A 12,913-nucleotide genomic window follows, 5' to 3' on the forward strand; every position below is an offset into this window, starting at 1 on the left:
GGGCCGAGCGGGGCGTCCACCCTTCCGGGGGTGGGCGCCCCGGCGCGTTCAGGCCGAGCCGCGCAGCCCCGGCGGGACGGCGGTGTACAGGGCCGAGACGAACGCGGAGATCGCGGGGTGGGCCCCGGCGCCGGCCCGGAAGGCCGTCCGGGTGCGGCGGTACATCGGCAGCCGGGTGAGGGTGACGCCGGGCGGCGGCTCCGCGGTGCCGAGGTGGGGCACCAGGGCCACGCCCTGGCCCGCCGCGACCAGGGCGAGCACGGTGGCGAAGTCGTCGATCTGGTGGCGGATCCGGGGCGCGAACCCGGCGCTCTCGCAGGCCCGGACGGCCATCGTGTGGCAGAGGGTGCCGGCCGGGGCGAGGATCCAGGGCTCGGTGCGCTGGTCGGCCACGCTGCCCGGACCCCGGGCCGCGAGGTACATCGGCTCGGTGAAGACCGGCCGGGTCACCGCCAGCCCCGGCTCCGGATCGGCCGGGACCAGGTCGTACTCGTGCACCAGGGCGACGTCCAGCTCCCCGGCGCGCAGCGCCGCCGCCACGGCGGCCGGGTCGACCTCGGTGACCATCGGCTCCAGCCCCGGGTGCCAGCCGGCCAGTTCGGCGAGCAGGGCGGGGATGATCGCACGGGCCGCCGACGGGTAGGTGCCGATTCGGAGCGGGCCAGCCAACCCCTCACGGGCGTGGGCGAGTTCGGCGTCGGCCTGTTCCAGCCGCTCCAACACCGCCTCGGCGTGCCGGACCAGGTTCAGACCCGCCGGGGTGAGGGCGACCCGGCGGCCGGTGCGTTCGAGGAGCGGGACGCCGGCCTCCTTCTCCAGGACGGACAGTTGCTGGGACACCGCCGAGGGGCTGAACGAGAGCGCCTCGGCGACGGCGGCGATGGTGCCGAGGTGGGCCAGTTCGCGCAGCAGGCGCAGGCGTCGGACGTCGAGCATCGGCTCAGCTTACGAGAAGCCTCGGAAATGTGAACTGGACCTGTGCGATCGGCCGGCCGCAGGATCGTCGTCATGGAACACACCACGGCTCTCCACGGCATCCACGTCCCGCTGATCACCCCCTTCGCGGCCGACGGCTCGGTCGCCCTCGACGCGCTGGAGAAGCTGGCCGGCTCGCTGCTGGACGCCGGCGCGGCCGGGCTGGTGGCCCTCGGCACCACGGGGGAGCCGGCCACCCTGGACGACGCCGAGCGGCGCGCGGTCGTCGAGGTCTGCGCGGCGGTCTGCGCCGACCGGGGCGCCCGGCTGCTGGTCGGCGCCGGCGGGCCGGACACCCGGGCGGCCGCGGCGGAGCTGGCGGGGCTCGCCGGGCGGGTGCCGGGCGTGACCGCCGCGCTGGTCACCGTGCCGTCCTTCGTGCGGCCCGGCGAGGCCGGGACGGTCGCGCACTTCCGGGCGCTGGCCGAGGCGAGTTCGGTACCGCTGGTCGTCTACCACATCCCGTACCGGACCGGGCAGGACCTGTCGGCCGGCGCGCTGCTGGAGCTCGCGGCCCTGCCGGGCGTGGTGGGCGTGAAGTACGCCACCGGCGGGGTGGACCAGGCCGCGGTGGAACTGCTCGCCGCCGCGCCGGAGGGGTTCGCGGTGCTGTCGGGGGAGGACGCCTTCCTCTCGCCGCTGCTGGCCCTGGGCGCCACCGGCGGCATCCCCGCCGCCGCCCACCTGGCCACCGCGCGCTTCGTCGAACTGGTGGAGGCGTGGGAGGCCGGGGACGCGGCACGCGCCCGTGCGCTGGGCCACCGGCTGACCGGGCTGGCGCTCGCCGCCTTCGCGGCGCCGAACCCGTCGGTGGTGAAGGGCGTGCTGCACGCGCAGGGGCGGATCCCGACCCCGGACGTCCGGCTGCCGCTGCTGCCGGCCGGGCCGGCCGAGGTAGCGCGGGCCCTGGAGCTGGCCACTGGTCTGGACCACTGAGGGGTCCGGGCCTCTCACACCGTGGAATACCAGGCCGGATTCCGCCCGTGACAAGGCATGATGGGCGGAGTGTTGCGGCTGTGAACAGCACGATCAAGAGGAGTAGTCGGAAATGAAGATCGGCATTGTCGGGGCCACCGGTCAGGTCGGCGGCGTGGTCCGCGAGATCCTGGCGGAGCGGAACTTCCCGGTGGAGCAGCTGCGGCTGTTCGCCTCGGCCCGTTCGGCCGGACGCACCCTGCCGTGGCAGGACACCGAGGTCACGGTCGAGGACGCGGCCACGGCCGACTACACCGGCCTGGACATCGTGATCTTCTCCGCCGGCGGCTCCACCTCCAAGGAGCTCGCCCCCAAGGCCGCCGCCGCGGGCGCCGTCGTCATCGACAACTCCTCCGCCTGGCGCCGCGACCCCGACGTCCCGCTGGTCGTCTCCGAGGTCAACCCGCAGGCCATCGCCGACCGGCCCAAGGGCATCATCGCCAACCCGAACTGCACCACCATGGCCGCCATGCCCGTGCTGCGCCCGCTGCACGACGAGGCAGGACTCGCCGCCCTGGTCGTCTCCACCTACCAGGCGGTCTCCGGCAGCGGCGTGGCCGGCGTGGCCGAGCTGCAGGACCAGGCCGCCAAGGTGGTTGACGGCGCCTCCGCGCTCGCCCACGACGGCTCCGCGGTCGAGTTCCCCGAGCCGCAGGTCTACAAGCGCCCGATCGCCTTCAACGTGCTGCCGCTGGCCGGCGCGATCGTCGACGACGGCTCCAACGAGACCGACGAGGAGCAGAAGCTCCGCCACGAGAGCCGCAAGATCCTCGGCATCCCCGGCCTGAAGGTCGCCGGCACCTGCGTGCGCGTCCCGGTCTTCTCCGGCCACTCGCTGCAGATCAACGCCCGCTTCGAGCGTCCGATCAGCCCCGAGCGGGCCGCCGAGCTGCTCGCCGGCGCCCCCGGCGTCGAGCTGAGCGAGATCCCCACGCCGCTCCAGGCCGCCGGCCGCGACCCGAGCTTCGTCGGCCGCATCCGTGCCGACGAGACGGTCGAGAACGGCCTCTCGCTGTTCGTCTCCAACGACAACCTGCGCAAGGGCGCCGCGCTCAACGCCGTCCAGCTGGCCGAGCTGGTCGCCGCCGAACTCAAGGGCTGACCCGGGGGCCGGGCACCCGGCACCACCGGCACGAAGGGTCCCGCCGAGCCGGCGGGGCCCTTCGACCTGTTGCGGGACCGCGACGGACCGCCGAGGTTCGGCCGGCGAACCAGGGGGAAAAGGTGACCCAACGATCGGGCGGTTGCGGGCACCCCCTCACCCCCTCCCCGCCCGGGAGCCGGGCGGACCGCGCCCACCACGGAACCGCCGCCCCCGGCGGAGCCGGACCCCGAGGGCGAGCGGAACGAGGTGCGCGATGGACCGCTGTGTCGTCCTGGTGGACGCCGGATACCTGCTGGGCGCCGCCGCCAGCCTGCTCGCCGGAGACCCGTCGCGGTCCAAGATCTCCGTCGACCACACCGCGCTGATCGCCGCCCTGCGCGAGCGGGCCGAGGCCGAGACCGGCCTGCCGCTGCTGCGCATCTACTGGTTCGACGCCGCCCCCGAGCGGCGCCCGATGCCGGAGCACCGCCGCCTCCGGGTCCTGCCCCGGGTCACCGTCCGGCTCGGCGCGCTCACCCGGGCCGAGGGCCGCTGGGTGCAGAAGGGCGTCGACGCGGCGATGCACGCCGAGCTGTCCGAACTCGCCCGCAACCGGGCCTGCGCCGACGTCGTCCTGATCACCGGGGACGGGGACCTGCTGCCCGGCATGATGTCCGCCAAGGAACACGGCGTCGTCGTCCACCTCTGGGCGCTCCAGGCCGCCGACGGCGACTTCAACCAGTCCGAGGACCTGGTCGGCGAGGCCGACGAACGGCGGGTCCTGGACCGCGAGTGGATCGAGGGCTCGTTCAGCCTCCGCGAGACCTCCGCCGTCTTCCCCGCTCCCGGCCCCCGCCACGAGATCGTCAAGATCCTCGCCGCCCCGCCCACCGCGCCCCCCGCCGCCCTTCCCGGCACGCTGCCCGGCACGTTGCCCGCCGCCGCGTCGGCCGCCGTCCGCCCGGCCGCAGGCGCTCCCGCCCCCGCCCCCGCCGCCGTCACCGTCCCGGTGGCCAACGGTCGACCGCAGTCGGCCACCGCGCTCAAGGTCGTCCCCACCCCCAAGGACCTCGCCGGGCGCAGCGTCGACCGGCCGGCCCCCGCGGCCCACCACCAGCAGGCCGGTCCGGTGCTGCGCTGGTCCTCCGACCGCGGCTGGGTCGACCGGCCCGTCCCCGAACCGGCCGTCACCGCCGGCGACGGCCTGCCCACCCTCGCCCAGCTCACCACCGCCGAACAGCGCTGGGCCGACCGCGAGGAGGACATCACCACGATCGGCGGCGACGCCCACGAGGTCGGCCAGGTCTTCGCCCGCCGATGGACCGGGCGGCTCGGTGACGTCGAACGGCTCACCGTGCTCTGGCCCGACTACCCGCGCATCCCGCACCGGGTCGACGGCGAGCTGCTCCGCTACGCCGCCCGGTTCGGCCTGCTCGCCCACAAGGACGACCAGATCGACGAGCACGACCGGTACGCGATCCGGGCCGGCTTCTGGAAGGAGCTCGCCGCCCGCGTCCCCGGTGGGGAGCTGGTCGTCGACGACTGACCTGCCGGGACGACTGACCTGCGAAGGGGTGGCGGAACGGGCCCCCTTGTCCGGTTCGCCGGTTGCACCGCGTAGAGTCGTCGGTCGTGAGCGAGACGGCCGGGCGGGCACCCCAGAAGACCTCGCCGTGCTGCGCCGTGCGCGACCTCGTGAGGACGTACCGCGCCGGGCGCGGCGCCGCCGCCACCGAGATCCGGGCCAACGACGGCATCACCCTGACCGTTCGGCAGGGGGAGATCTTCGGGCTGCTCGGACCCAACGGCGCCGGCAAGTCCACCCTGGTCCGCCAGCTGACCGGGCTGCTGCGGCCCGACTCCGGTTCGATCGAGCTGCTCGGCCACGACGTGGTCAAGCACCCCGAGCGGGCCGCCAGACTGCTGGGCTACCTCGGGCAGGAGTCGACCGCGCTGGATGAGCTGACCGTCGCCCTCGCCGCCGAGACCACCGGCCGGCTGCGCGGCCTCGGCCGGGCGCAGGCCCGGGCGGCGGCCGACGAGGTGATCACCGAGCTGGCGCTGGAGCCGCTCGCCCACCGGCCGCTCGCCAAGCTCTCCGGCGGCCAGCGCCGGCTCGCCTGCTTCGCCGCCGCCCTGGTCGGCGACCGGCCGCTGCTCGTCCTCGACGAGCCCACCACCGGCATGGACCCGATCGCCCGCCGGGCCGTCTGGGCCGCCGTGGAGCGGCGCCGGGCCGAGCGGGCCGCGACCGTGCTGCTGGTCACCCACAACGTCATCGAGGCGGAGACCGTGCTGGACCGGGTCGCCGTGGTCGACGACGGCCGGATCATCGCCTGTGACACTCCGGGCGGCCTCAAGGCGCTGGTCGACGGCGACGTCCGGCTCGACCTGGTCTGGCGGGACGAGGCGCCGCTCGGCGTCCCCGCCGTGGCCGCGCTCGCGGAACGGGCCGAGCGCACCGGCCGCCGCTGGACCGTCCGCACCACCCCCGAGCAGGCCCGCGAACTGGTCGCCGCCGTCACCACCGGCCCGGCCTTCGCGGCCCTGGACGACTTCACTCTGGCCACCCCGAGCCTTGAGGACGCGTACCTCAAGCTGGGCGGCCGCCACGGAGGACTGGCCAAGTGACGCTGCTCTCGGCTCCGCCACGGACCGCACCGGCCACGGGCGGCGGGCCCGCCCCGCTCGCGCCGGCGGCCCGGCTGCTGCCCGCCCTCGCCGCGGTCTACCGGGCGCAGCTGGCGCGGGCCCGGGTGGCGCGGATCCCGCTGCTGTTCGTGGCCACCTTCCAGTCGCTCGGCATCCTGGTGATGATGCGGGGCGTGGTCGACGCCGGGCAGACCTCGGCCGCCCGGTACGTGGTGGCCGGCTCCAGCGTGCTGGTGGTCGCGTTCGTCGCGCTCAACCTGCTCGCCCAGTACTTCGGCCGGCTGCGGGCCACCGGCGGCCTCGACCACTACGCGACGCTGCCGGTGCCGGCCGCCTCGGTGGTGCTCGGGGCGGCCGCCGCGTACGCCTCGTTCACGCTGCCCGGGACGCTGGTCACGGCGGGCGCGGGCGCCGTCATGTTCGGGCTGCCGCTCGGACAGCTGTGGGTGCTGCTCGCGGTGGTGCCGCTGGCCGGTGCGGCGCTCTCCGGGCTCGGAGCGATCTGCGGGCTGCTCGCGCCCCGGCAGGAGCTGGCCACCATGCTCGGGCAGCTCGGCATGTCGGCCGCGCTGCTGCTCGGCGTCCTGCCGGTCGACCACCTGCCGCAGCCGGTGCTCTGGATGCGCGACCTGCTCCCCTCCACGTACGGGGTCGAGGCGTTCGCACGGACCTTCGAACCGGACCCGGACTGGGCGGCGGTGCTCGGCGACCTGGCGGTCTGCGCCGGGGTGGGCGTGGTGTCGCTGGCGGCCGCCACGTGGGCCTACCGGCGGGCGACCCGGCGGTAGGCGCGGCCCGCGCCCGCCGGGCCGGGGTGCGCGGGTGGCGCGGTCGCCGCGGCGGCGGTCGTGAAACGATGGCACCGTGACCGTACCGAACACACCTCCGGATCCCGCGCGAGCCGACGCCGACGCCGACGCCGTCGCGGACGCCGTTCCCGATCCGTACGCGCCGCCGCGGGCCCCGGCGCCGGGTTCCTACCCGGTGCTGGACCTGGTCTCCGCGAAGCGGTCGAACGAGCCCTCCCTGCAGCGGCTGGCGCCCGAGCTGCGGATCGGTGCGATCACGGTCCTGGCCTGTCTGGTGCTGGGCGTGGCGATGGCCGGGCTGTGGGCCTGGCTGGCGCCCAAGGTGCCACTGGTGGTGGACGGCAACAAGATCCTCTACGGCGACCCGGAGGGGGAGCAGCGGGCCGGCGCGGACAGCGTCTTCGTGCTGATCGGGCTGGGCATGGGCGTGCTGACGGCGCTCGGGGCGTTCCTGGTCACCCGCAAGCGCGGCGGCGGGATCGCCGTCGCCCTCGGGCTCGCCGTCGGCGGGCTGCTCGCCTCGGTCGGCGCCTGGGGGCTGGGACGGTGGCTCGGGCCGAGCCGCGACCTGATCGCGGAGGCCCGGCGGGTCGGGAACGGCGGGCACTTCCGGGCGGACATCGACCTCGGTGCGTACGGGGCGGTGCTGGCTTGGCCGATGGCGGCGATGGTGGTGCTGCTCGCGCTGTCGGCGGCGTTCGGGAAGCGCGAGGAGGACCCGCCGCCGTACTGGGCGGGGCCGTACGGCGCGCCGGTGCCCCCGGAGGGCGCGGGGCAGGCGTTCCCGGGACACCCGGGACACCCGGAGCATCCGGGGCCGGTGCCGCCGGTGGACGCCCGGCCGGTGCCGCCGGAGGACGCCCGCCCGCTGCCGCCGGAGGACGGGCGGCGGGGCTGACTCCCCCGGGCGCCCCTGTGCGCTCCCGGGGCCCTGAGGGCCTCAGCGGGTGATCGGGGCGGTGCGCGCCGCGGTGAGGGTGATCAGGTCGGCCGGGGCCAGCTCGACCTCCAGGCCCCGGCGGCCGGCCGAGACGTAGACGGTGGGATGGGCGAGCGCGCCGGCGTCGACGACGGTGCGCAGCGGACGGCGCTGACCCAGGGGGGAGATGCCGCCCAGGACGTAGCCGCTGCTGCGTTCGGCCGCCGCCGGGTCGGCCATCACGGCGCGCTTGCCGCCGACGGCGGCGGCCAGGGCCTTGAGGTCGAGCCTGCCGGCGACCGGGACGACGCCCACGGTGAGGACGCCGTCGACGTCGGCGACCAGGGTCTTGAAGACCCGGTCGGCCGGGACGCCGAGGGCCTCGGCGGCCTCGCCGCCGTAGGAGGCGGCGGCCGGGTCGTGCGCGTAGGCGTGGACGGTGAACGGCACGGCGGCGGTCTCTAGGGCGACGGTGGCAGGGGTGCCCTGGCCGCCCTTCTTCGGCTTCTTGGCCATGTGCGGGCCTCCGGTGGACGGGCTGCCCGGTCCCGGGGCCGCCCGGGCCGGGCCGCCCCGGGCCGGTCAGTTGGGGCTGAAGGACTGGCGGGTGAGGTCGGCGGCGGGCAGCGAGGGGAGCCAGCCGAGCACGGCCGTCTCGCGGCGGAGCAGGTCGAGTTCGAGGCGCAGCCGCTGGGCGTTGTCGGGGGAGGCGAGCAGCTTCTGCTTGAGCGGGGTCTCCAGGACGGTCGCGGCGGCGACCAGGTAGGAGAGCACCTGGGGGTCGTCGGGCAGCTCCTGGCGGCCGACGGTGCTGGCCTCGCGGGCGCCGGCCAGGCGCTTCTGGTACGTCCGGAAGGCGCGTTCGACCTCGGAGGCGAGGGCGCCGGAGCCCTCCCCGGTGCGCTCCTCGATCGGCTCGGCCTCGCCGGTCAGGTACGGGCCGCCGGTGTCGGCCGAGCGGAGCCGGAACCGGGTGGTGCCGGTGACCAGCAGCTCGTACCGGCCGTCCGGCTGGGGCTGGACGGAGGTGAGGTCGGCGACGCAGCCGATGTGGTGGAGCGCCTCCAGCGGGTCGCCGGTGACGGTGCCGAGGCCGTTCAGCGGGCCGGCCGGGCCGTCGTCGGGGCGGACCGGGGCGACCTCGCGGCCGTCCTTGATGGCCAGCACGCCGAACCGCCGGGGCTGGTCCTCGGGCAGGGCGAGCAGGTCGGCGACGAGACGGCGGTAGCGCTCCTCGAAGACGTTCAGGGGCAGCACCAGGCCCGGGTAGAGCACGGTGTTCAGCGGGAAGAGGGGCAGCCGTTCTGTCACGGCGGACAGCGTAGTTCCCCGGGGCGGGCGGGCGCCCGGGGGTTACCGGCACGGGGCCCCGGCCGGGTGCCCCCACCCGTCCCGGGGGCCCGTTGCCGGGGCCGGTTCTAGCCGCGCTGGAGCATCCGGCTGGCGCCGGCGGCGACGGTGGTGGCGAGCACCCACCCGACGATGACCAGGCCGGCGGCCACCCACTGGGAGGTCCCGCCGGGGTTCCAGCCCTGCTGGCCGAGGTCGACCACGGGCAGCAGCTGGCCGAGCGCGTAGAGCACCGGGTTCCAGTGCGGCCGCTCGTCGGCCTTGAGCGGCTGCAGCTCGTGGGTGGCGAAGTAGAGGCTGCCGAGCGCCCAGGCGAGCAGCAGCCAGAGCGCGGCCCGGTTGGGGCGGAAGCCGTAGCCGACGGTGGCGTCCTGGATCCGGCCCCAGATCCTGGACGGCAGCGGCAGGGTCTGCCGGCGGCGGCGCTGCTTGGCGTAGAGCACCTCGCGGGCGTCGTCGTCGGCGCCGTCCCGGCGCAGGGCGGCGGCCAGCTGCTCGTACGACTCGGGCTGGAAGTCGACCGAGGAGCCCTCCAGCCAGGCGATCCGCTGCCGGACGGTGAACGGCACGGCCGGGCGCAGGCACTCGTAGGTGAAGCCGGTGAGGCCCAGGTGGCGGCCGTGCGGCCAGGCCTCGGGGGAGTCGACCAGGTTGCCGATCCGTGCGCGGGAGAGCGAGACCGGCCCGGTGGGCGGGGTGCGGCAGGTGAACCGCAGCTCGGGGGTCTGGATCCGGCGCAGCGCGAGCTCGTCCCCCTCCCCGAGGTGGAACTCGGCGCCGGAGATCAGGCAGGCGTTCTCGAACCGGCCGTCGGAGAGCCGGACCCGGCCGTACGCGCGGAACGGGGTGCTGGAGGCGCTGGGCGGGATGACCTGGCCGTAGCCGGAGCCGTAGTAGGACTGCGAGTCGGTCCAGCCCCGGTCCGCCGAGCTGCTCAGGTACAGCGTGTGGCCGACGGTTATTCGCGGGGCGTTGAGCGCGTTGGGGTTCTCCGGGACGGCCTGCAGCCGGGCGCCGCGCAGCGAGAACCGGCCGCCGATCCGGGCGGTGCGCAGGCTGATCTCGCCGACGGCCTCCAGCCGCTCGGCCTCGAAGTCCTGGCTGACGGCGAGGCCGTCGGCGGACAGCGCCCGGCCGAACCGGTCGCCGCCGAGCACGGCCTGGTTGAGCAGCAGGTCGGTGCCGATCCGGGCGTCGGTGAGCCGGACCCCCTGCGGGAGGCGGCAGCGGGCCAGGTGCAGGTCGCCGGAGGTGGCGAGCCGGGAGGCCTCCAGGCGCGGGATCAGGCAGCCGACGAAGCGCACCGTGCCCGCCTCGGCCTCGGACATCAGGACCTTCTGCTCGAACCGGCACTCGTGCAGTTCGACGTAGTGGCTGATGGTGCCGCCGGCCAGTCGCAGCGGGCCGGCGATCAGGGCGCCGGTCAGCTTGAGCGAGGCGACCCGGCCGGAGACGGCGGTGGGCCCGTCCAGCAACAGCCGGGAGAGCACCTCGGCGCGGACGGTGCGCCCGGGCCCCCAGTCGGCGTCGCCGAACGGGTCGTCCTGCTCGGCCACGCCGACCCGCAGGTCGTGGATCCGGCCGTGCCGGAACGCGTGCCAGAGCCCCTGCTCGGTCACCGTCCAGCCGTCGGGTGCCCGTTCGGTCATGGTTCCCCCCTGCTTCCCCCGGTCGTCTCGCTCTTCGTATCACGGACTGAAATGCGGGGCCGCCCGTTCCGGCCACTCCTTACACTGGGTGGCGTGATCTCTCGAATCGACCTCCGCGGCTCGCTCGACGACCCGCGTGACCTGCTGCCCCGTGCCGAGTTCGACGTGGCGGCCGCCCTGGAGACGGTGCGGCCGATCGCCGAGGACGTGCACCATCGGGGCGTACAGGCGCTGATCGAGATCACCGAGCGCTTCGACGGGGTGCGGCTGGAGACCACCCGGGTCCCCGCCGAGCAGCTCGCCGAGGCCCTGGAGACGCTCGACCCGAAGGTGCGCGCCGCACTGGAGGAGTCGATCCGCCGGGCCCGCACGGTGCACGCCGACCAGCGCCGCGAGGGGCACACCACCCAGGTGGTGCCCGGCGGCACGGTCACCCAGCGCTGGGTGCCGGTGGACCGGGTCGGGCTGTACGTACCGGGCGGCCTGGCGGTCTACCCGTCCTCCGTTGTGATGAACGTGGTGCCGGCCCAGGAGGCCGGTGTCCGCGGCATCGCGGTCACCTCGCCGCCGCAGAAGGCCTTCGGCGGCCGCGTGCACCCGACCATCCTGGCGGCCTGCGCGCTGCTCGGCGTCACCGAGGTGTACGCGGTCGGCGGCGCCCAGGCGGTCGCCATGTTCGCGCTCGGCACCGAGGAGTGCGAGCCGGTGAACATGGTCACCGGCCCCGGGAACATCTACGTCGCCGCCGCGAAGCGCTACTTCGCCGGCCGGATCGGCATCGACTCGGAGGCCGGCCCGACCGAGATCGCCGTCCTCGCCGACGACAGCGCCGACCCGCGCGAGGTCGCCGCCGACCTGATCAGCCAGGCCGAGCACGGCCCGACCTCGGGTTCGGTGCTGGTCACCGACTCGCCCGAGCTGGCCGAGGCGGTGGAGGCCGAGCTGAAGGTGCAGGTCACCCGGACCCGGCACAGCGAGCGGGTCGCCGAGGCCCTGGGCGGCCGGCAGTCCGGCGTCATCCTGGTCGACGACCTCGACCAGGGCCTCGCGGTGGTCGACGCCTACGCGGCCGAGCACCTGGAGATCCAGACCCGGGACGCCCACGCGGTCGCCGCCCGGGTCCGCAACGCGGGCGCGATCTTCATCGGCCGGTACACGCCGGTCTCGCTCGGCGACTACGCCGCCGGCTCCAACCACGTGCTGCCCACCGGCGGCTGCGCCTGCCACTCCTCGGGCCTGTCCGTGCAGACCTTCCTGCGCGGCGTGCAGGTCGTCGAGTACGACCGCGAGGCACTGGCCGGCATCGCCGCGCACGTCGTCACCCTGGCGGACGCCGAGGACCTGCCCGGTCACGGCGACGCGATCAAGGCCCGATTCGACTGGAGTGTGCCGGGCGCGTGAGCACCATCGACTCCCTTCCCATCCGCGACGAGCTGCGCGGGCAGTCCCCGTACGGCGCGCCCCAGCTCGACGTGCCCGTCCAGCTGAACACCAACGAGAACCCGTACCGGCTCCCCGAGGAGCTGGTGGCCCGGATCGCCGAACGGGTCGCCGAGGCCGCCCGCGGCCTCAACCGCTACCCGGACCGGGACGCGGTCGAGCTGCGCGAGGGCCTGGCGGCCTACCTGACCCGCACCACCGGCTTCCCGGTCGCCCGGGCGAACGTGTGGGCCGCGAACGGCTCCAACGAGGTGCTCCAGCAGCTGCTGCAGACCTTCGGCGGCCCCGGCCGCACCGCGCTCGGCTTCGAGCCCTCCTACTCGATGCACGCCCTGATCTCCCGGGGCACCGGCACCGGCTGGATCTCCGGGCCGCGCAACGAGGACTTCACCATCGACCTCGACGCGGCCGTCGCCGCCATCGCCGAGCACCGGCCGAACGTCGTGTTCGTCTGCTCGCCGAACAACCCGACCGGCACCGCCGTCGAGGCCGACGTCGTGCTGCGGCTGTACGAGGCCGCGCAGGCCGCCCGGCCCAGCCTGGTGGTGGTCGACGAGGCGTACGTCGAGTTCTCGCACCGGGACTCGCTGCTGGAGCTGATCGAGGGCCGCCCCAACCTGGTGGTCACCCGCACCATGTCCAAGGCCTTCGGCGCCGCAGGGCTGCGCCTGGGCTACCTGGCCGCCGACCCGGCGGTGGTGGACGCGGTCCAGCTGGTCCGCCTGCCCTACCACCTGTCGGCCGTCACCCAGGCCACCGCGCTGGCCTGCCTGGAACACACCGACACCCTGCTCGGCTACGTCGGCCGGCTCAAGGCCGAGCGCGACCGGCTGGTCGACGCCCTGCGCGGGCTCGGGCTGGAGGTGACCGACTCGGACGCCAACTTCGTCCAGTTCGGCCGCTTCGCCGACACCCACGCCGTCTGGCAGGCCATCCTCGACCGCGGCGTCCTGGTCCGTGACAACGGCGTCCCGGGGTGGCTGCGCGTCACCGCCGGCACCCCCGCCGAGAACGACGCCTTCCTGGACGCCGTCGCCAAAGTGATCAAGGAGCTGTAACC

General features: G+C 75.4%; 12 protein-coding genes. 8 read left to right on the forward strand and 4 right to left on the reverse strand.

Annotated elements, in window-relative coordinates; all coding sequences use genetic code 11:
- Positions 1-48: 48 nt before the first annotated feature.
- Positions 49-936, reverse strand: coding sequence for a LysR family transcriptional regulator (locus PUR56_RS35945; RefSeq protein ID WP_329882125.1), 888 nt, complete (start codon positions 934-936; stop codon positions 49-51).
- 72 nt (positions 937-1,008) lie between these two features.
- Between PUR56_RS35945 and PUR56_RS35950 the strand changes: the two genes are divergently transcribed.
- The 6 genes from PUR56_RS35950 to PUR56_RS35975 all read left to right on the forward strand — a co-directional run bounded on the left by PUR56_RS35950 (position 1,009) and on the right by PUR56_RS35975 (position 7,393).
- Positions 1,009-1,911, forward strand: coding sequence for a dihydrodipicolinate synthase family protein (locus PUR56_RS35950; RefSeq protein ID WP_329952050.1), 903 nt, complete (start codon positions 1,009-1,011; stop codon positions 1,909-1,911).
- Positions 1,912-2,023: 112 nt separating this feature from the next.
- The gene (locus PUR56_RS35955; RefSeq protein ID WP_329952051.1) at positions 2,024-3,052 is read left to right on the forward strand and encodes an aspartate-semialdehyde dehydrogenase; all 1,029 of its coding nucleotides are present in this window, start codon (positions 2,024-2,026) and stop codon (positions 3,050-3,052) included.
- A gap of 256 nt (positions 3,053-3,308) precedes the next feature.
- Positions 3,309-4,580 carry an NYN domain-containing protein gene (locus PUR56_RS35960; RefSeq protein ID WP_329882121.1) on the forward strand — a complete coding sequence of 424 codons (1,272 nt, stop codon included), beginning with the start codon at positions 3,309-3,311 and terminating at the stop codon, positions 4,578-4,580.
- 86 nt (positions 4,581-4,666) lie between these two features.
- Positions 4,667-5,665, forward strand: coding sequence for an ABC transporter ATP-binding protein (locus tag PUR56_RS35965; RefSeq protein WP_329882120.1), 999 nt, complete (start codon positions 4,667-4,669; stop codon positions 5,663-5,665).
- The gene (locus tag PUR56_RS35970; RefSeq protein WP_329882119.1) at positions 5,662-6,474 is read left to right on the forward strand and encodes an ABC transporter permease; all 813 of its coding nucleotides are present in this window, start codon (positions 5,662-5,664) and stop codon (positions 6,472-6,474) included. The genes PUR56_RS35965 and PUR56_RS35970 overlap by 4 nt, the downstream gene beginning before the upstream one ends.
- 76 nt (positions 6,475-6,550) lie before the next feature.
- Entirely contained in the window at positions 6,551-7,393 is an 843-nt protein-coding gene (locus tag PUR56_RS35975) for a proline-rich domain-containing protein (RefSeq protein WP_329952052.1), read from the forward strand.
- Positions 7,394-7,435: 42 nt separating this feature from the next.
- Here PUR56_RS35975 and ybaK read toward each other — a convergent pair whose 3' ends face one another.
- From ybaK to PUR56_RS35990, 3 genes are all read right to left on the reverse strand, one after another.
- Positions 7,436-7,930 (reverse strand): Cys-tRNA(Pro) deacylase, encoded by a 495-nt coding sequence (gene ybaK / locus PUR56_RS35980; protein ID WP_329882116.1) that lies wholly within the window; start codon positions 7,928-7,930, stop codon positions 7,436-7,438.
- 66 nt (positions 7,931-7,996) lie between these two features.
- On the reverse strand, positions 7,997-8,725 hold the full coding sequence (locus PUR56_RS35985) for an LON peptidase substrate-binding domain-containing protein (protein ID WP_329882115.1): 729 nt from the start codon (positions 8,723-8,725) through the stop codon (positions 7,997-7,999).
- A 107-nt stretch (positions 8,726-8,832) separates the two neighbouring features.
- A complete protein-coding gene (locus PUR56_RS35990; RefSeq protein ID WP_329882114.1) occupies positions 8,833-10,413 on the reverse strand; it encodes an oxidoreductase in 1,581 nt (526 codons plus the stop codon).
- A gap of 93 nt (positions 10,414-10,506) precedes the next feature.
- Here PUR56_RS35990 and hisD point away from each other — a divergent pair, with 93 nt between their 5' ends.
- Both hisD and PUR56_RS36000 read left to right on the forward strand, forming a co-directional pair.
- Positions 10,507-11,814: a histidinol dehydrogenase gene (gene hisD, locus PUR56_RS35995; RefSeq protein ID WP_329882113.1), complete on the forward strand. Its 1,308-nt coding sequence runs from the start codon at positions 10,507-10,509 to the stop codon at positions 11,812-11,814.
- A complete protein-coding gene (locus PUR56_RS36000) occupies positions 11,811-12,911 on the forward strand; it encodes a histidinol-phosphate transaminase (protein ID WP_329952053.1) in 1,101 nt (366 codons plus the stop codon). Before hisD ends, PUR56_RS36000 begins: the two co-directional genes overlap by 4 nt.
- The last annotated feature ends 2 nt before the right edge of the window (positions 12,912-12,913 follow it).

This window comes from Streptomyces sp. BE303, assembly GCF_036290945.1.
Lineage (GTDB): Bacteria > Actinomycetota > Actinomycetes > Streptomycetales > Streptomycetaceae > Kitasatospora.